The following is an 18,929-nucleotide window of genomic DNA, read 5'->3' as shown; positions in this document are numbered from 1 at the left end:
CGACCCCGATGCTCAACGCCGAGCTCAGCGCCGACCTGCTCATCCGCGGCGGTGACGTCGTCTCCGTGCACACCGGACAGGTGTGGCGCGCCGACGTCGCCGTGGTCGGCGACCGGATCCGCGCGGTGCTCCCGCCGGGGACCCCGGTGGACGCCGCGGAGACCCTCGACGCCACCGGTCTCGTCGTCGCGCCCGGCTACGTGGACGCGCACATGCACATCGAGAGCTCCCTGCTGGCACCGGCCGAGTTCGCCCGGGTCACGCTCGCGCGCGGTACCACGACCGTGCTCGCCGACGCCCACGAGATCGTCAACGTCGCCGGACGCGACGGCCAGGCCTGGATGATCGAGCAGGGCAGGGACACCGCGCAGACCATGCGCTGGGCGGTCCCCTCGTGCGTGCCCGCGCTCGACGGCTTCGAGACGGCCGGTGCCCGGCTCGACGACACCGACATCGCGGAGATGCTGGAGTGGGAGGGGGTCACCACCCTCGGTGAGGTGATGGACTACCGCGCGGTGGTCTCCGGCGACCCGCGCATGCACGCCATCATCGACGCCGCCCGCCGCCGGGGGGTGCGGCTGGACGGCCACTGCCCCAACCTGTCCGGGGCGGAACTGGGCGAGTACCTGTGGGCCGGGATCGACTCCGACCACTGCAAGAACACCGCCGAGGTGGCCGTGGAGAAGGCCCGCCTGGGCATGCTGCTGATGCTCCAGGAGAAGTGTCTGACCCCGGAGGTCGTCCGGGCGCTCCTGGACCTGCCCCACCTGCCCGACTTCTGCCTGGTCACCGACGACATCGTCGTGGACGCCATCGTGACCACCGGCCACCTGGACCGGGTGGGGTCGGTGGCGCTGGAGCGCGGGCTGCCCCCGCTCTCGGTGCTCCGGGCGCTCACGCTCCAGCCCGCGAGGCGGCTCGGACTGGACGACCGGGGGACCGTCACCCCCGGCAAGCGCGCCGACCTGGTCCTGCTGCGCTCGCTCACCGAACTCACCCCCGTGGTGACGGTCGCGGGCGGCGCCGTCGCGGGCCGCGACGGCGCCCCGGTGAGCGGCCCCGGCCCCGCACCGACCCACCCGTTCGGCGGGACGGTGCGGATCGGCGCCCCGACGGCCGAGGCGGCGCGCTGGCGGGTGGACCTGCCCGACGGCGAGCACACCTTCCGCTCGCTGCGGGTGAACGGGGTGGACACCTACACCGAACCCGACGAGGTGGTGCTCCCCGTCCGCGGCGGAGTCGTCGACTGGCAGGGCCGGACCGCGGTGGTGGCCGTCTTCGAGCGGCACACCGGGGCGGGCGGGGTGGCCTTCGCCCCGGTCGCCGGGCAGGACCTGGGCGCCGGGGCGTTCGCCACGACCTACGCCCACGACAGCCACAACCTCACGGTGGTCGCCACGACCGAGAGCGCGCTGCTCACCGCCGCCGCCGAGGTGGTCTCCTGGGGCGGCGGCATGCGGCTGGTCCGTGAGGACGGCCCCGGCGCCGGACTGCCCCTGCCCGTCGGCGGGGTCATGTCGGAGCGTCCGGCCGACGAGGTGGCACACGCCTCCCGCGAGCTCCGCGCGGAGCTCGCCGACTGGGGCTGGCAGAACCGCAACGCGTTCATGAGCCTGTCCACCCTGACCCTGGCGGTGTCTCCCAGCGTGAAGATCACGGACAAGGGCCTGGTGCGCGTGGTCGACCGCGCCTGGGAGCCGGCGACCGTGGCCCGGTAGGGGGCGCCGGGCCACGGCGTCCGGAACCGGCCAGCGGTGGGCGCCTCCGAGGCGGAGAGGGGCCGTTGTCAGGCGGGTCCCGGCGACGTAGAACGGAAGGTGCGACACCGGATCCACCCGTCTCCGGCCCACCCCTCACCCTCCAGGAGGCCGCCATCCCCTCGCCCGCCGACACCGAAGCATCAGGCTGCCCGTTCCGTCTGCGCACCGACGGAACGGGCTTCCACGAGGAGACCGCCCGACTACGCGACAGCGGGCCGGCGGTCCGCGTCGAACTCCCCGGAGGGGTGGTCGCCTGGGCGGTCACCCGGCACGAGCTGGTCCGGGACCTGCTGGGGGACCCGCGCGTCTCCCGGGACTTCCGGGCGCACTGGCCCGAGCACGACCAGGTCGGGCAGGACTGGCCGCTGGCCCGCCTGGTCTTCCTGGAGAGCTTCATCAACCGCTACGGGGAGGAGCACCGGAGGCTGCGCCGGCTGGTCACCCCCGCCTTCACCCCCAACCGGGTCCGCCGTATGGAGGACACCGTCCGCGAACGGGCCCGCACCCTCATCGCCGGACTCGCCGACACCCAACCCGGCGGCGTGGTCGACCTGCGCGCCGCGCTGTCCCGCCCGCTCACCATGTGGGTGATCTCCGAACTCTTCGGCGTCCCCGAGGAACTGCGGGAACGGCTCGGCGCGGCGGTGGACTCGGGTGTGGACACCACGGCCGGGCCGGAGGAGGTCCTGGCCGGACAGCGCGAACTCATGGCCTGCCTGGACATCCTCGTGACCCACCGGCGCGCCCACCCGGCCGAGGACCTCACCAGCGACCTGCTCTCACCGGAGGGCGGCGATCCGCTGCCCTACCCGGACCTGGTCGGCACGCTCATCCTCATGATCGGCGCCGGTTTCGAGACCGCCGTCAACCTCATCACCAGCGCCGTGCACGCCCTGCTCACCCACCCCGAGCACCGGGAGCGCCTGGTCTCGGGGAAGCTGGCGGTCGAGGAGGTGGTGGAGGAGTCCCTGCGGCGGGACCCGCCCACCAAGTACGTGCCGCTGCGCTACGCGGTGGAGGACATCGACCTCGACGGCGTGCTGATCAGGAAGGGCGAACCCGTCCTGGTGGCCTTCGGCTCCGCGGGGAGGGATCCGGACCTGCACCCGGACCGCCCGGAGGCCTTCGACCCGGACCGCGAGTCCAAGGAGCACCTGGCCTTCGGGCACGGCGCGCACTTCTGTGTGGGCGCCCACCTGGCCCGGATGGAAGCACGCGTGGCCCTGGAGGAGCTGTTCGCGGCCCTGCCGGAACTCACCCTCGCCGAGGGAGGCCGGGAGCCGGAGCCGGTCCCCTCCCTGCTCGTCAACGGCCACGCCGAACTCCCCGTGGTCCCGCACCCGGCCGCCTGACCTGATCCCCTGCCCCGAACACGAAGGAGGGCCCGGGGCACGTGCCCCGGACCCTCCTTCGGTCATTCAGCCGTTCCGTCAGTCAGTCACCCGGTCAGGAGAAGTCGGCGACGTTCTCCTCGGTGACGACCTCCACCGGCACCATCACGGTCTCCTCCAGGGCCTCGCCGCGCGCGGCGGCGATCGCGTTGCGCACCGCCGCCCGGCCGAGTTCTGCGGGCTGCTGGGCGACGGAGGCGTGCAGCACGCCCCCCTCGACCGCTTCGAGCCCCTCGGGGGTGCCGTCGAAGCCGATCACCACGGCCTCCTCGCCCCGCGAGGACAGCGCGGCGGCCGCGCCCAGGGCCATCTCGTCGTTCTCCGCGAACACCCCGTCGATGTCCCCGTTGCCCTGCAGCATGTTGGTCATCACGTCCAGCCCCTTGGAGCGGTCGAAGTCGGCGGGCTGCTGCGCCACCACCTCGATGCCCGGGTACTCGGCGATGCCCTCGGCGAACCCGGAGCCGCGTTCACGGCTGGCGGAGGTGCCGGGGGTGCCCTGCAGGACGGCGATCCGGCCCTCCTCGCCGAGCTCCTCGGCCAGGGCCTGGGCCGCCAGTCGGCCGCCCTCGACGTTGTCGGAGGCCACGAGGGTCTCGACGTCGGCCTCGGTGACCCCGCGGTCGGCCGCGATCACCGGGATGTCGGCCTTGTTGGCACCGCGCACCGGTGGACCGGCGGCGTCGGAGTCCACCGGGTTGATCACCATGGCGTCCACACCGGTGCTGATGAAGTTCTGGATCTGGTCGGCCTGCTGGGAGGCGTCGTCCTGGGCGTCGGTGACGACCAGGTCCACTCCAGCCTCGTCCGCCTCGGCCTGCGCGCCGTCGCGCATCTGGAGGAAGAACGGGTTGTTGAGGGTGGACAGCGACATCCCCACCCGGGGGCCGTCGGAGGAGGAGTTGGGCACGAGGAAGGACAGCGCGCCCACCACGGCCGCGGTGACGGCCGCCGCGATCGCCAGCTGGATCCCCTTTCGGCCCCGGCCGCCACCGGAACCGGCGCCCGCACCGGCGCCCGTACCCGAACCGCCGCCCGCACCGCCGGAGCGGCGGCGCAGCGTGTCGAACAGCACGGCCAGCGCGATCACCACACCGATCACGACCTGCTGCCAGAAGGCGGAGACCGACAACAGGTTGAGCCCGTTGCGCAGCACCGCCAGGATCAGCGCGCCGATCAGTGTGCCGAAGGCCGTGCCCACACCGCCGGCGAGGCTGGCGCCGCCGATGACCACCGCGGCGATCGCGTCGAGCTCGTACCCCTGCGCGGCCTGCGGCTGCGCGGAGGCCAGACGGGAGGCGAGGATGACACCGGCCACGGCGGCGAACAGGCCGGACAGGGCGTAGATGCCCAGCTTCTGGCGCTTGACCCGGATCCCGGACAGGTGCGCGGCCTCCTCGTTGCCGCCGATCGCGTACATCGCGCGCCCGGTGAAGGTGCGGCGCAGGACCACGGCGGTGATCAGGCCCATCACGACCATGATGACCACCGGCACGGGCAGCCAGCCGCCCAGGGAGTCACCCAGACGGGACACCGAGTCGGGCAGCGCGATGGGGCTGCCCTCGGAGATCACCAGGGAGAGCCCGCGCCCCACCGAGAGCATCGCCAGGGTGGCGATGAACGGCGGGAGCTTGCCGTAGGCGATCAGGGCGCCGTTGACCAGGCCCGCGGCCGTGCCGGTGGCGGCGGCCAGCGGCAGGGCCAACCAGACCGGCACCCCCTCGACCGTGGCCAGGAAGGCCAGCACCGTCGCCGAGAGCGCGGCGACCGAGCCCACGGACAGGTCGATCCCGCCCGAGATGATCACGAAGGTGACACCGAAGGCCAGGACCGCGATCACGGCGGCCTGCACACCCACGTTGAGCAGGTTCTGCGCCGTGAGGAAGTCGCCGGAGAGCAGCGACATGACCACGACCAGGACGGCCAGGGCGGTCAGCGCTCCGTTCTCCAGGAGGAAACGGCGCAGGGCGGGCCAGGCGCCACCGGTCTTCGCTGTGTCAGTGGCCATCGTGGCCCTCCAAACCGTTCGTTCCTGAGTTGCTTCGGGGGGTGGCTGCCAGCGCCAGGGACATCACGGCGTCCTGCGTGGCCTCCTCGGCGGAGAGCTCCCCGGTGACGCGGCCCTGGGCCATGACGAGGATCCGGTCGCTCATCCCCAGGACCTCGGGCAGGTCGCTGGAGATCATCAGCACCGCGTGACCGGAGGCGGTGAGCTCGTTGACGAGCCGGTAGATCTCGACCTTGGCGCCCGCGTCCACGCCGCGTGTGGGTTCGTCGAGGATCAGCACCCGGGAGTCGGCCAGCAGCCACTTGCCGATGACGACCTTCTGCTGGTTGCCGCCGGAGAGGGTGCGCACGTGCTGGTCGATGCCGGCCATGCGCACCCCGAGCTCGCCGGCGATCCGCCGGGCGGAGGCCCGCTGGCCGGCCAGGTCGACGAACCCGGCCCGGCTGGTCGGTCCCAGGGTGACCAGGCCGAGGTTCTCCTCCACGGAGGCGTCCAGGACCAGGCCCTGGCCCTTGCGGTCCTCGGGGACCAGGCCCAGCCCGGCGTTCATGGCGGCCCGGACGTCACCGCCGGGCAGGGGGCGGCCGAGGACCTCCACCTCACCCGAGTCGTAGGGGTCGGCGCCGAACACCGAACGCGCGACCTCGGTGCGGCCCGCGCCCACCAGGCCGGCCAGTCCGACGACCTCGCCCGCACGCACTTCGAGGTCCACGTCCTGGAACCGTCCGGCCCGGGTCAGCCCGCGCACCCGCAGCAGCGGCTCGCCCGCCTCGGGGCGCTCACGCGGGTACTGCTCGTCGATGCTGCGGCCCACCATCAGCCGCACGAGTTCGTCCTCGGGGGTGTCGGCCCCGACGTGGGCGACCGAGCGGCCGTCGCGCAGGACCGTCACCCGGTCGGCGAGCGCGGCGATCTCCTCCAGGTGGTGGGTGATGAAGACGATGCCCACACCCTCGTCGCGCAGGCGCCGGGCGATCGCGAAGAGCCGCTCGATCTCCCCGGTGGTGAGCACGGCCGTGGGCTCGTCCATGATCAGGATCCGGGCGTCCAGGCTGAGCGCCTTGGCGATCTCCACCATCTGGAGCTGCGCGATGCCCAGCCCGCGCACCTTGGCGCCGGGGGAGACGTTCACGCCGACCCGCTCCAGCAGGGCGGCGGCCTCGGCCTCCATCCGGCGGTTGTCGATGAGACCGAACCGGCGGGGCTGGCGGCCCAGGAAGATGTTCTCGGCCACCGTCACGTCGGGGACGAGGTTGAACTCCTGGTAGATGGTGGCGATGCCCAGGCGCGCGGCGTCCTGGGCGTCGCGGACGGCCACCTCGGCGCCGTCCACCAGGACGCGCCCCCGGTCGGGGCGGTGGGCACCGGAGAGCACCTTGATGAGGGTGCTCTTCCCGGCTCCGTTCTCGCCCAGCAGGGCGTGCACCTCACCGCGGCGGAGGTCGAAGTCGACGTCGTCGAGCGCCACCACCCCCGGGAAGGCCTTGCGTACGCCCTCGATGCGCAGCAGTTCGTCCGGACTACTCACGTGCGGCTCCTCCGGTCGCGGCTCGGTCGGTCTGGGGCGGTGTCGCGGCTTCGCCGCAGGAGCGGCGGACGACGAGGTGGGCGGGCAGGACGGTCGAGGCCACCGGTTCGCCGGCGATGAGCGCGGCCAGGGCCCGCACCGCGACCCGCCCCAGTTCGGCGGTGGGCTGGGCGATCGTGGTGATCGGCGGATCGGTGTGGGTGAACCACGGGATGTCGTCGAAGGCCGCCAGCCCGATGTCGTCGGGCACGCGCAGGCCGCGCGCCGCGATCGCGTCGAGGGCGCCCAGCGCCATGAGGTTGTCGGTGGCGAAGACGGTGTCGGGGGGTTCGGGCAGGTCCAGGAAGCGTTCGGTGGCCAGCCTTCCGCTCTCGGCCTGGAAGTCGCCCCGGCCGATGTAGTCCTCCGGCAGCGGGATCCCGTGGGCGGAGAGGGCCTCGCGGAAGGCGTCGATCCGTTCGCGGCCGGTGGTCGTGGCGGCCGGGCCGGTGATGACCGCGATCCGGCGGCGGCCGAGGGCGTGCAGGTGGTCGACCAGGTCGCGGATGGCCCTGCGGCCGTCGGCGCGCACCACGGGCGCGTCGGCCCCGGGGATCCAGCGGTCCACGAACACCACCGGGGTCGGGCCCGCGGCGGCCTCCAGGGTCATGGGGGAGCGGCCGTCGGCGGGGGAGACGAGCAGTCCGTCGATGCGCCGCTCCAGCAGCCCGCGGACGTGGTGGTCCTCCAGGTCGGAGCGCTCGTCGGCGTTGCCGATGATCACGCTGTAGCCCAGTGCCCGGGCCTCCTCCTCCACCGACCTCGCGAGCTCGGTGAAATAGGGGTTGAGGACGTCGCTGATCACCAGGCCGATGGTGCCGGTCCGGTCGGTGCGCAGGGAGCGCGCGACGACGTTGGGCCGGTAGCCGAGCGACTCGACCGCCGCGAGGACCCTCTCCCGCGCCCCGTCGCTGACCGACGGGTGCCCGTTGAGCGCCCGGGAGACCGTGGCCACGGACAGCCCGGACGCCCCGGCGACGTCCTTGATGCTCACCACTCCGGTTCACCTCCTGACGTCCCATGAAAACGATTACATGTGGGGAAACGAGTACATCATGCGTCATCACCACAGGAATTCACAAATCGGATCGTTCGGGGTGGGGGAGTACGAGTGGGAACCTGCCGACGGTGCGGACGAGCACCCCGCCCCGAGCACCCGGAGGACGCGCCCGGGAAAGGTGCGTGACGCCTGACCAGCGACGTCGTAGTCTGGCCGGGCCCGCCCTCGATCCCCGACGACCGGTACCACGATTCCGGTCGGCGTCCGGTGCGCCCCTCGGTGACCCCGGACGGTTCCCCCTTCGCCACGGAAAGTGTCCGGACGCGACCCGGGAACGGGTGGAGACCGCGGGCCACGGCGAAGACGACACCAGGAGCTGACCATGGCCGTCATCGGTACCGACCGCGACCTCATCGCGCTCGTCAACACCTTCACAGTCGACCCCCGCGACCAGGAGAGGCTGGTGGAACTCCTGCACGAGGCGACGGAGGACGTCATGCGCCACTTCCCCGGGTTCGTCTCGGCCAACGTGCACGCCAGCCTCGACGGCACCAAGGTGTGCAACTACGCGCAGTGGGCCAGCGAGGAGGAGTTCAACAAGGCGATCGAGCACCCGGACTCCCAGCCGCACTTCATCCAGTGCCGGGAGATCGCGACCTCCGTCTCCGCGCTGTACCGGCTGAGGTTCACCGAGGGCGGGTGAGGCAGAAGAAGGGCTGCCGGGCGCATCCAGGACCGTCCGCGGGCGGCGGCTCCAGCCCTCGTGGGCACGGACTCACGGACTCCCGACGCGTACACGGTCGCTCTCCCGGTCGGACAGGAACAGGGCCAGGCGCTCCGCCTGCTCCCCGACCTCCGACCGCTCGGCGCCGGTCAGGGGCCGCAGCGGTGTGACGGCCACGGCATCCTCCTCGGGCCGCCAGGTCGCGGTGACGCGGCCGTCCACCAGTACCACGCGTTCACCGGCGACCGACAGGCCCCGGTGCTCGTCGTCGATGATCCGGTTCCGGTGGTGGTAGCCCAGGACCGCGTTGTCGAACGCGGGCAGGAACCGCACCGGGGCCTCGGTACCGGGATCCGGGCGCGGGGCCTCGGGCAGGTCCAGCAGCTCCCGGCCGCGCTGGTCGCGGAAGGAGACCAGCTCCTCGCGGACCGCGGCCACCGCGGCGGGCAGTCCGGCCAGCCCGCACCAGGAGCGCAGGTCGGTGGAGGTCGCGGGGCCGTACGCGGCGAGGTAGCGCCGGACCAGGGTCCGGCCGACCGGGTCGGAGCCGTCCGGCGCGAGCGGGTCGGCCTCCCGGCCCAGCCAGGAGGAGAGCAGGACGTTGCGCACTCCGCCCTTGGCCCGCCACAGCCCGCGCGGAGGGGTCTGCACGACGGGGAGCAGCGCCGAGACCAGCATCTCGCCCAGGGGCCGCCTGCCCGGTTCCGGCCAGCGGGCGGTGATCTCCTCCACGAGCTCCCTCATGGTGCGGGGCTCGCCGTCGGACATCACCTCGCGGCCCGCCTCGGCGAGCTCCTCCAGGTCCACGCCCCGCAGGTCGTCGCGGTACACACCCATGACCTTCTGGCGCAGCATGGCATCGAACCGGGACCGCCAGGCGAGGGCGTCCTCGGCGGTGACCAGGTGCACGGTGCGCCGCATGAGGTGGACCCGCACCACGCGGCGTTCGGTCAGCAGGTCCGACAGCTCCGCCGGTTCGAAGGAGCGCAGCCGCGACCAGAGCCCGACGAACGGTTCCTGGGGCTCCTGCGCCTGGAGGCCGCAGAGGTGGGCCACGGTGTCCAGCGCCGACCCGTCCGTGGGGGTGAGCAGCGCCTGCCGGGCCAGGGTGGCGCGGTTGAGCGCCCGGTCGTCGAGTACGGGCGCGGTCTTCGCGGGCATCGTCTGTTTCCCCTGTTCCTCGTGGTTCCAGGAGAACGATCGCAGAAGTGGCGGTCACCGTGTGTCCGCCACTTCCCGGGAGGCGGGGGACGGGGGTGCCCGGAGCGCCTGCGAGGGACCATCGGCACACTGGCCGGGTGGAACACCGCCGAAGCCGGTCCCGGCGAGGCGTCCGTCAACCGTGCGAGGCAGGCCTGACAGTGAGCGACACCCCCGTCATCCGAGTGAACGAGGTGGACTACGTCCGCGGCGGCAACCCGATCCTGCACCGGGTGACCATGACCGTGCGGGCCGGTGAGCACTGGGCGCTGCTCGGCGCCAACGGCGCGGGCAAGAGCACCCTGCTCAGCCTGCTCGGCGCGGTCCGGCACCCCACCAACGGCACCGTGGAGGTCCTGGGCCACCGGTTGGGCCGGGTCGACATGCGCGAACTCCGCTCCTACCTCGGGCACGTCAACCCCCGGCACGCCCCGGACGGGCCGATGACGCTGCGGGAGGTCGTGCTGACCGGGCTGACCAACACCGCGGCCCGGGTGTCGCGCTGGGACCCGACGGCCGAGCAGTCCGCCGAAGCCGACCGCCTCGTCAAACTGCTCGGGCTCGACCACCGGTACGAGGCCTCGTGGGAGACCCTGTCCCAGGGGGAGCGGGGCAGGGCCCTGATCGCGCGGGCGCTCATGCCCAGCCCGCGCCTGCTGCTGCTCGACGAACCCGCGACCGGTCTGGACGTGGCCGGCCGCGAACAGCTCATCGAGCGGATCGACACCCTCCAACACACCGACCCCGACCTCGCCACGGTCCTGGTCACCCACCACCTGGAGGAGCTGCCGCCCGGCACCACCCACGCGATGCTGCTGCGCGACGGCGCCTGCCTGGCCTCCGGCCCCGCCGACGAGGTCCTGACGAGCGAACGGGTCAGCGCCTGCTTCGACCACCCGGTCCGGCTCAGCCGGATCGACGGGCGCTGGACGGTGCACAGCAGCCGCGCCTCCCGGTCGCCACTGGTGTGAGCTGGTGTGAGCGGCCCCGGCCGGGGGTGCCGGCCGCGCGCGGAAAACGACGGTCGGGGATCCGGTAGTGAGGTGGGGCGTGCGGGTATCCCCGTCGCTGGAGTCCTGTGTTCCGTACGGGAGACCGTTCCCGTCGCCCGGCGCCCCGGGACGCCCGGTGCCCGAAGGACGACAGGACCAACGGAGAAACAGATGCCCCCCGAGGAAAAGACCCCCTCCCAGGAAAGTAAGCCTCCCCGAGGACGGGCCCTGCGGCCCGCGGTGCTCTCGGCGCTCGGCTCGGCAGCCGCGCTCACCCTCACGGCCTGTGCCGCCCTGCCGGGCGGTTCGGGCGGACCGCCCCAGGACAACACGCCCGACGAGGTCTCCACCGACATCAGCGGTGTGTCGGCGACGCTGACTCTGGCCTACACGGACGACCCGCCCAGCAGCGAGCTCGTGGAGGGTTTCACGGACCAGTACCCCGACGTGAGCGTCGAGCTCCGGCAGACCCCGTTCACGGACTACGTCAAGACCATCACCCTGTCGATGTCCTCCGACGACGCCCCCGACATCGCGCAGTACAACCCGGGGGCGATGCGCTCGCTCGTCCCCGGCGGCCACATCCTCAACCTCGACCCCTACGCGGAGGCCTACGGCTGGGAGGAGTCCTTCCCGTCGGCCGCCCTGGAGCCCCTGCAGTCCGACGAGGAGGCCTCCGAGTTCGCCACCGGCAGCCTCTACGCCGCCCCCGGCGCGCTCTCGGTGCTGGGCGTCTTCTACAACACCGAGCTCCTCGAGGAGGTCGGCGTCGAGGAACCACCGGCCACCCTGGACGACTTCGAGGACGCCCTCGCCCGGGCCGACGAAGCCGGCGTCGCGCCCCTGAGCGTGGGAGGCCTCGAGGTGGGCGGCTTCCAGATCTGGAACGCCCTGCTCAACTCGCTCGGCGACCACACCGAGTACAAGGACTGGGTGTACGGGGCCGCCGGCTCCTCCATCGAGACCGACGCCGCGGCAGAGGCCACCGACACGTTCAGCCGCTGGGTGGACGAGGGATACGTCACCGAGGGCGCCAACGCGACCTCCGACGACGACGCGCGCGCCGAGTTCGTCGCCGGGGACAGCCTGTTCCTCGTCACCGGGAACTGGGCCGCCTTCGAACTGGAGGCCGAGATGGGCGACGACGCGGGCTTCATGCTCATGCCCGGGCGGACCGCGGACCAGGCCCCCGTGGCCTCCGGGGCCAGCGTCGCCTACGCCGTGTCCTCCAGCACCGAGCACCCCGACGCGGCCGCGGCCTTCCTGGACTGGCTCAGCTCCGCGGAGGCGGCGCGGATCCAGCTCGACACCGGCTTCATGCCCGTGGACACGCAGGTCCCGGCCGAGGGACGCGGTCTGCTGGACGAGGTCAACGCCGGCTTCGCCGAGGTCGCGGACAACGACGGCATCGTGCCCTTCCCCGACTACGCCACACCGGGCATGATCGACCAGCTCACCCCCGGTGTCCAGGGGCTGATCTCGGGGAGCTCGACCCCGGAGGAGTTCCTCGCCTCGTTGCAGGCCGAGTGGGAGGGCCACCATGGGTGAGGGCGCTCCCGCGCGCCCGCTCCACCCGCCCGCCCCCGCACCGCGTCCCGGTCGCGGAGGCGGGCGCCCCCGCCGCACCGGACGCGCCGGGGGCCGGGGACGCCCGAGGCTCAAGGGCTGGCTCTACCTGTTGCCCGCACTCGCCGTCTACGGCGGTTTCGCGATCTACCCGGCGCTGAGCACCCTCTACTTCTCCTTCCTCGACTGGGACGGCGTCCAGCTCCCGGCCTGGGCGGGCCTGGAGAACTACACCAGGGTCGTCTCCGACCCGCTCCTGGCCGGAGCGATCGGCAACGGCCTCGTGCTCATCGTCTTCTTCTCGCTGCTCCCCATCGCGGTGGGGCTGCTGATGACCGGGCTGCTGACCGGCCGTCCCCGCCGGGGGATGACCTTCTACCGCACCGTCTTCTTCCTGCCCCAGGTCCTGCCGCTGGTCGCGGTGGGGACGACCTGGCGGTGGCTCTACAGCGGCGACGGCGCGGTCAACGAGTTCCTCGGCGCGGTCGGGCTGGGCGGGCTGACCCGCACCTGGCTGGGCGACTACGACTTCGCCCTGGTCGCCCTGGGCCTGATTGGCACGTGGTGCATGAGCGGTCTGTGCATGGTCCTGTTCATGAGCGGGGCACAGAAGATCGACCCCGCGCTCCACGAGGCCGCCGCGCTCGACGGCGCCGGCCGGCTGCGGCGCTTCCTCAGCGTCACCCTGCCCGGGCTGCGCCGGGAGATCAGCATCGCGGGCGTCATCACCACCATCGCGGCGCTGGCCAGCTTCGACCTGGTCTTCGTCACCACCAACGGCGGCCCGGCGGGTCAGACCAACGTCCCGGCCCTGCTCGTCTACCGGCTCGCCTTCAACGAGGGCGACATCGGTGCGGCCAGCGCGCTCGCCGTGGTCCTGACCCTGCTGGTCATCGCCCTGGTCAGCCTCATCCGCCTGCTCGCCAGGGAGAAGTGATGCGTGAAGGAGCCCCGGTGACGGTCCTGCGGCACGGGACCCTGGGCCTGATCACCGTGCTGGTGCTGTTCCCCTTCCTCGGCATCGCCCTGGCCGCGTTCCACCCCACGAACAGCCAGGTGGGCGGTCTGAGCCTGCCGGATCCGTGGTCGTGGGAGAACTTCCGCCTCGCCTGGGAGGCCGGCAACTTCGACCGGCTGACCAGGTCCGGCCTCGTCATCGCCGGATGCGTCGTGCCCCTCACGGTCTGCTTCGCGACCCTGGCCGGGTACGCGCTGTCGGTCCTCGGGGTGTGGGGCGGCCGCGTCCTGTCGCTCGGATTCGTCCTGGGCCTCACCCTGCCGGTGGAACTGCTGGTGATCGCCCTGTACTTCAACCTGAGGGAGGTGGGCCTGACCAACACCTACTCCGGAGTGGTCCTCGCGGAGGTCGCCCTGTTCCTGCCCTTCGGCGTGTACTGGATGCAGTCGCACTTCGCCGGAGTCCCCAGGGAACTGGTGGAGGCGGCCCGGGTGGACGGCGCCCGCGACAGCGCGGTGCTCGTGCGCGTACTGCTCCCGATCTCCTGGCCCGCGGTCACCACCCTCGCTGTGCTGGTGTTCATGTGGTCGTGGAACCAGTTCCTGCTCGTCCTCGTGATGATGCAGAGCCCGGACATGCGCACCGCCCCCACGGGCCTGGGCCTGTTCGTCGGGCAGTACGGGACCGACATCCCCCTGCTCTCGGCGGCCAGCCTGATCGTCATCGCCCCGATCGTGGTCGTCTACCTCCTTTTCCAGCGCAGCTTCGTCAACGGCATCACCCGGGGCGCGGTCAAGGGGTGAGGGGCGGGGCGCCGTAGCGCACGCCACTCGATGTTGACACCGCATACTTTCTCCGCTTAATGTGAACAGTGCATACATCGGGCGCCTTCGGCGGCCCGGTCCGGCCCTGTGAACGGAGCGGTATGAAGGCGATCACGATCGACGAGTTCGGCGGCCCCGAGGTCCTGAAGTGGACCGATGTCGAGGACCCGGTGCCCGCGCCCGGTGAGGTCCTCGTCGACGTGGCGGCCAGCGCCGTGAACCGCGCGGACGCGGTGCAGAGAGTCGGGCTCTACCCCGTGCCGGAGGGCGCGTCGCCCTATCCGGGGCTGGAGGCGTCCGGGCGGATCAGCGCCCTCGGCGAGGGGGTGACCGGCTGGCAGGTGGGCGACGAGGTCACCGCGCTGCTCACCGGCGGCGGATACGCGCAGAAGGTCGCCGTCCCGGCCGGTCAGCTGCTCACGGTGCCCCAGGGGGTCGGCCTGGCCGAGGCCGCCTCCCTGCCCGAGGCCGCCGCCACGGTGTGGTCGAACGTCTTCATGACCGCCGGGCTGAAGGAGGGCGAGACCCTCCTCGTGCACGGCGGCTCCGGCGGGATCGGCACCATGGCGATCCAGATCGCCAAGGCGCGGGGCGCCCGCGTGGTCACCACGGTCGGCGGCGGGGAGCAGGCCGCCCGGGTGCGCGAACTGGGGGCCGATCTGGCGGTCGACCACCGCACCGGGGACTTCACCGAGCACGGCCCCTACGACGTGGTCCTCGACATCATCGGCGGCCAGAACCTGGAGGGCAACATCCGGTCGCTGGCCACCGGCGGGCGCCTGGTCGTCATCGGCCTCCAGGACGGCCTGGAGGCCCCGCTCAACCTCGTCGACCTGCTGTTCAAACGGCTGTCGGTGTTCGGCACCACCCTGCGCTCCCGGCCGCTGGAACAGAAGGCCGCCATCGTGGCCGGGGTCCGGGAGCATGTCTGGCCCCTGATCGAGAGCGGGGCCGTACGCCAGGTCATCGACCGGAGCGTGCCCCTGTCCGACGCCGCCGAGGCGCACCGGATCCTGGAGGCGGGCGGCCACTTCGGCAAGCTCCTGCTGGTGAACGGTTAACCGGAACCTGCCGAAGGCGCCACCTCCGCACGGAGGTGGCGCCTTCGGTGCTTACATTGGAGGACTGCTGTAAGCGCCGTGACCATGAGGGAGTGTGATCCGTGCCCCGGGCGAGTTCCCCGTACCACCACGGAGACCTGCGTGCCGCCTGCCTGCGGGCCGCTCGGGAACTGCTCGAGGAGAGCGGCGGCAGCGGGCTGTCACTCCGCGCGGTGGCCCGGCGGGCCGGGGTCTCCGCGGCGGCCCCCTACCGTCACTACGCCGACCGGGACGAGCTCCTCTCCGCCGTCGCCGGCGAGGGCTACCGCGAGCTCGCCGGGTACCTCGCCGCGGCCCACGCCGACCCCGAGACCGTCGACGACCTCACCGGCGTCGCCGCCGCCTACGTGCGCTTCGCGGTCGAACACCCGGCGCTGTTCCGCGTGATGTTCGTGGAACCCTGCGACCCGGACGACGAGGGCCGGGCCCGGGCGACCGCCGCCCTCTGGGAGTACGTGACCGGTGTCGCGGAGAAGGTCTTCCCCGGGTCCGACACGGACGCCCTGGCCACAGCGGTCTGGGCCCTGGTCCACGGCCTGGCCTTCCTGCACCTGGACGGCAAGCTCGAGGCCGGCTCTCCCGAGGTGATCGACCGGAACGTGCGGGCCGCGGTCCACGTGCTGTTCGCCACGAACCCGGCGACCGTGGCGAACCCGGCGACCGCGGCCGCACCCGAACAGGTCGGGCCCGGCCACGTGCGCGCTCAGGAGGGGTGAGCCTCCTTCGGAGCCCGCTCGGACGCGCGGACCGCGAGCCCGACCGCGCCCATGACGGTCAGCAGGACCGCGAGGCCGCCCCACACCATCGGCTGGGTGACGAGCATGTCCCCGGTCGCCTGCCCCGGGGCCCGTCCGCCGTCGCGGCCGGTCGCCGTGACGAGCAGGAGGACGACCGTGCCGGCGGCCACGAGGAGGCGGCCGCTCAGCCGGGTCAGTCCGGGCAGCCGGGACAGGTCGGACCGGGACAGGTGCTCCTCGGGGCGCAGCGGCGTGAGCAGCCGGGCCAGGAAGAGCAGCGCCACCGGGAGCTGCATCGCCCACACGAAGGTGCGGAACCAGCCGTCGAACCACACGTTCGTCCCGTACAGCAGGGTGTGCCACACGCTCAGGACGTAGACGGCGATGACGAACCGGTGCAGGACCCGCCACAGCCGGGACCCGGTCCAGGCCCGGACGTAGAACGACAGGCCGAGCGGGACCGCCAGGTAGAGGGCGATGAGCCCGAGCAGGACGGCGACCTGGCCGGTGCCCGAGGAGTAGCCGCCGGGAACGAACACGTCCACGAACGCCGACAGCAGGAGCGGGGCCGGGGAGAGCCCGTCGGCGTTCTCCCGGAGGAGTTCGAGGAAGAACGCTAGGGCGTGGCCGAACATCAGCCCGATGGTGGTGATGCTGGTGACGCGGTGCCAGCGCTCCAGCCGGGAGTGGGTCACCGGGGACGAGGGCAGGGGCCTGGCCGAACGCGCCAGGCCGAGCATGACGGTGATCCACGCCCACAGCAGGGCCGACCAGCCGAAGGCCTGGCAGGCCCAGTAGAGCCAGTACCGCTGGGCGTCGGCCAGGAACGGCATGACCTCCAGGGTCTGTGAGGTGCCGCCCTCGATGCGCAGGTACAGGACCGCGAAGATCACCGCGGTCACCGCCAGGGCCGCGGAGGAGTCGAACAGCAGGTGCCGGAGGTCGGTGCGCAGGGTGCGGCCGTCGAACCGGGGCTTGCCGGGACCTCGGGAGGGTGAGGAGGAAGGGGCGGGGGAGGAGGACATGCGCGGGCTCCCTGGGGGGTGAGCGGGTGCGGGGAGAGCAGGGGGACGGGTGCGGGGGTGAGCGCGGGCGGGGAAGGGGACGGACCGGTGCACAGGGGAAGTCGTCGGCGGGCGCCGTTCGGTTCCCGTGATCCGGGATTTTCCCGAGGACGCCTCGGCAGGGGTTCGACCCCCGCCGAGGCATCGGAGGGTAGCGTGTCCGGCGTCCGTCAGGAAGGGATCATTCCGGACGGGGCCCCGGGGTCGGAGCCGGTTCGCTCACCGTGACCGCGGGGACCTCGGTCTCCGGGACGGGGTGAGCGGTCGGGGCTCCGGTGACCGCCACCGGGTCCTCGGACCTCAGGTCGCGCAGGAAGCTGACCACCACGCCCACGATGACCACGAGGAAGGGCGCCGAGGCCACGATCACGGTCTGCTGGAGCGCGCCGAGCCCGCCAGAGAGCAGCAGGATGATCGCCAGGGCCCCGGTCATCGCCCCCCACAGCAGCAGGATCGACGTCCGCGGCTGGATGGAGCCGCGCGTGGTGAGCATGCCCAGCACGTAGGTGTTGGCGTCGGCTCCCGAGACGAAGAAGAGCACCGCCAGGATCACCACCAGCGTCGCCGTGAGCCCGGGGAGCGGGAACTCGGCCAGGGTGGCGAAGAAGGCGCTGTTGAGGTCGGCCGCGGTGGCGCCGGCGATGTCCGTGCCGTGATTCAGGTCCAGGTCGATGGCGGCACCGCCGAAGACGGAGAACCAGGCGAAGAAGGCCAGGCTGGGCATGCCGAGGACGACCAGGATGAACTGGCGGATCGTGCGGCCGCGCGAGATACGCGCGAGGAACAGGCCGACGAAGGCGCCCCAGGACACCCACCAGGCCATCATGAAGTACGTCCAGTTCTGGAGCCACTCGACGTCACCGAAGGCGGGGCCACGCAGGCTCATCAGCAGGAACTCGCTGCCGTACTGGCCGAAGGACTCCAGGAAGAGCGAGATCAGGAACGCGGTCGGGCCGAGGAAGAGCACGAACAGGAAGAGCACCGCGGCGACCGAGAGGTTGATCTCGCTGATGTAGCGGATGCCGCGCTTGATCCCGGAAGCGGCGGAGAGGCTGAACAGGGCCGTGACCACGATCACGATGACGATCTGGGTGGTGGTCCCGGTGGGGGTGCCCACGAGGCGGTTCAGCCCGTTGTCGATCTGCAGGGCTCCCAGGCCGAGCGAGGTGGTGGTGCCGAACAGGGTGGCGAACACCGTGAAGACGTCGATGGCCTTGCCCACGGGGCCGTCGGCGTGCCGTCCCAGCAGTGGCCGGAACAGGGCGCTGACCAGGCCGGGGCGCTTCTTGCGGTGCATCGAGTAACCCAGGGCCAGGCCGAAGACGGCGAAGATCGCCCAGGCGTGCAGACCCCAGTCGAAGAACGAGTACTGGAGGGCCAGGACCGCCGCCTGGGACGACTCCGGGTCAGCCAGGCCGTGCGGAGGGGTGGCGAAGTGCGAGATCGGTTCGGCGATGCCGTAGGAGACCAGGCCGATGCCCATCACCGTGCACAGGATCATGGCGATCCACGTGTGGGTGGCGAACTCGGGGCGGTCGTCGTCCGCGCCCAGCCGGACACGTCCGTAGCGGCTGCAGGCCAGACCGCCCAGCAGCGCCAGCAGGAGCAGGGGCAGGAGCAGGTACGCCCAGCCGAAACCGGAGGTGATCCAGTTCAGGGCGGCGCTCATGGAGTTCATCTGGTGCTCGGGGGCGGCCACGCCCCAGACCACGAACAGCGCTGAGATGGCGAGGGAGGCCCAGAAGACCACCCCGACGGTTCTTCGGGCGGGGGTGGAGTCATTCATGTGTCGACTCCTCTCGCGCGACGCTGGTCACGAAAGCCGGTGACACACGGCATGAGGGGTCGCACGGCGGTTGGCCGTGGCGTCCGTCCGTTCTGGGTCCGGGAATGGATCGCACGGGAGTGAACCGCCTGTTCGTCGGTGAGTGGTCGAGATCCGGGGAACCGTCCCGAAGCGCACATGGTGACGGACGCCTTCCGTTCAGGACCGGGAGTCAGGAGCGGTCGGCGTCCAGGTGCGTGTGGCGGACCCCGG

The 18,929-nt window shown here is 72.2% G+C and carries 15 protein-coding genes; 9 read left to right on the top strand and 6 right to left on the bottom strand.

Features of this window, described 5'->3' with window-relative positions; translation table 11 throughout:
* Window positions 1–8: 8 nt before the first annotated feature.
* The gene (locus tag D458_RS0122190) at window positions 9–1,718 is read left to right on the top strand and encodes an adenine deaminase C-terminal domain-containing protein (RefSeq protein ID WP_017588933.1); all 1,710 of its coding nucleotides are present in this window, start codon (window positions 9–11) and stop codon (window positions 1,716–1,718) included.
* Window positions 1,719–2,005: 287 nt separating this feature from the next.
* Window positions 2,006–3,112, top strand: a complete 1,107-nt coding sequence (locus D458_RS0122185; RefSeq protein WP_017588932.1) for a cytochrome P450 family protein — start codon at window positions 2,006–2,008, stop codon at window positions 3,110–3,112.
* A 94-nt stretch (window positions 3,113–3,206) separates the two neighbouring features.
* Here the strand turns inward: D458_RS0122185 and D458_RS0122180 are convergent, their stop codons facing one another.
* Genes D458_RS0122180 through D458_RS0122170 form a run of 3 tightly spaced genes read right to left on the bottom strand, consistent with a single transcriptional unit; the run spans window position 3,207 to window position 7,723 of the window.
* Window positions 3,207–5,159 (bottom strand): ABC transporter permease/substrate-binding protein, encoded by a 1,953-nt coding sequence (locus D458_RS0122180; protein ID WP_017588931.1) that lies wholly within the window; start codon window positions 5,157–5,159, stop codon window positions 3,207–3,209.
* A complete protein-coding gene (locus D458_RS0122175; RefSeq protein ID WP_017588930.1) occupies window positions 5,149–6,687 on the bottom strand; it encodes a sugar ABC transporter ATP-binding protein in 1,539 nt (512 codons plus the stop codon). Before D458_RS0122175 ends, D458_RS0122180 begins: the two co-directional genes overlap by 11 nt.
* A complete protein-coding gene (locus tag D458_RS0122170; protein ID WP_017588929.1) occupies window positions 6,680–7,723 on the bottom strand; it encodes a LacI family DNA-binding transcriptional regulator in 1,044 nt (347 codons plus the stop codon). Before D458_RS0122170 ends, D458_RS0122175 begins: the two co-directional genes overlap by 8 nt.
* A 385-nt stretch (window positions 7,724–8,108) precedes the next feature.
* Between D458_RS0122170 and D458_RS0122165 the strand changes: the two genes are divergently transcribed.
* On the top strand, window positions 8,109–8,429 hold the full coding sequence (locus tag D458_RS0122165) for an antibiotic biosynthesis monooxygenase family protein (RefSeq protein ID WP_017588928.1): 321 nt from the start codon (window positions 8,109–8,111) through the stop codon (window positions 8,427–8,429).
* A 72-nt stretch (window positions 8,430–8,501) separates the two neighbouring features.
* Here the strand turns inward: D458_RS0122165 and D458_RS0122160 are convergent, their stop codons facing one another.
* Window positions 8,502–9,611: a winged helix DNA-binding domain-containing protein gene (locus D458_RS0122160; RefSeq protein ID WP_017588927.1), complete on the bottom strand. Its 1,110-nt coding sequence runs from the start codon at window positions 9,609–9,611 to the stop codon at window positions 8,502–8,504.
* Between the two features lie 200 nt (window positions 9,612–9,811).
* On the opposite strand from D458_RS0122160, the gene D458_RS0122155 reads away from it, so the two are divergent.
* The 6 genes from D458_RS0122155 (at window position 9,812) to D458_RS0122130 (ending at window position 15,806) form a co-directional block, all read left to right on the top strand.
* Entirely contained in the window at window positions 9,812–10,621 is an 810-nt protein-coding gene (locus tag D458_RS0122155; RefSeq protein WP_017588926.1) for an ABC transporter ATP-binding protein, read from the top strand.
* Between the two features lie 192 nt (window positions 10,622–10,813).
* Window positions 10,814–12,190 carry an ABC transporter substrate-binding protein gene (locus tag D458_RS0122150; RefSeq protein WP_040702670.1) on the top strand — a complete coding sequence of 459 codons (1,377 nt, stop codon included), beginning with the start codon at window positions 10,814–10,816 and terminating at the stop codon, window positions 12,188–12,190.
* On the top strand, window positions 12,183–13,145 hold the full coding sequence (locus tag D458_RS0122145; RefSeq protein WP_017588924.1) for a carbohydrate ABC transporter permease: 963 nt from the start codon (window positions 12,183–12,185) through the stop codon (window positions 13,143–13,145). The genes D458_RS0122150 and D458_RS0122145 overlap by 8 nt, the downstream gene beginning before the upstream one ends.
* Complete coding sequence (locus D458_RS0122140) at window positions 13,145–13,969, top strand: carbohydrate ABC transporter permease (RefSeq protein ID WP_026119572.1); 825 nt, start codon at window positions 13,145–13,147, stop codon at window positions 13,967–13,969. Before D458_RS0122145 ends, D458_RS0122140 begins: the two co-directional genes overlap by 1 nt.
* A gap of 122 nt (window positions 13,970–14,091) precedes the next feature.
* The gene (locus tag D458_RS0122135; protein WP_017588922.1) at window positions 14,092–15,051 is read left to right on the top strand and encodes an NAD(P)H-quinone oxidoreductase; all 960 of its coding nucleotides are present in this window, start codon (window positions 14,092–14,094) and stop codon (window positions 15,049–15,051) included.
* Between the two features lie 101 nt (window positions 15,052–15,152).
* Entirely contained in the window at window positions 15,153–15,806 is a 654-nt protein-coding gene (locus tag D458_RS0122130) for a TetR/AcrR family transcriptional regulator (protein ID WP_017588921.1), read from the top strand.
* Here D458_RS0122130 and D458_RS0122125 read toward each other — a convergent pair.
* Window positions 15,794–16,852, bottom strand: coding sequence for a ferric reductase-like transmembrane domain-containing protein (locus D458_RS0122125; RefSeq protein ID WP_017588920.1), 1,059 nt, complete (start codon window positions 16,850–16,852; stop codon window positions 15,794–15,796). The two genes, D458_RS0122130 and D458_RS0122125, sit on opposite strands and share 13 nt — an antisense overlap.
* A 220-nt stretch (window positions 16,853–17,072) precedes the next feature.
* Window positions 17,073–18,677, bottom strand: coding sequence for a BCCT family transporter (locus tag D458_RS0122120; RefSeq protein ID WP_017588919.1), 1,605 nt, complete (start codon window positions 18,675–18,677; stop codon window positions 17,073–17,075).
* Window positions 18,678–18,929 lie beyond the last annotated feature (252 nt).

It is taken from the genome of Nocardiopsis ganjiahuensis DSM 45031 (assembly GCF_000341085.1).
In the GTDB taxonomy this organism is placed as follows: domain Bacteria; phylum Actinomycetota; class Actinomycetes; order Streptosporangiales; family Streptosporangiaceae; genus Nocardiopsis; species Nocardiopsis ganjiahuensis.
This window is presented reverse-complemented; position numbering and strand designations above follow the sequence as displayed.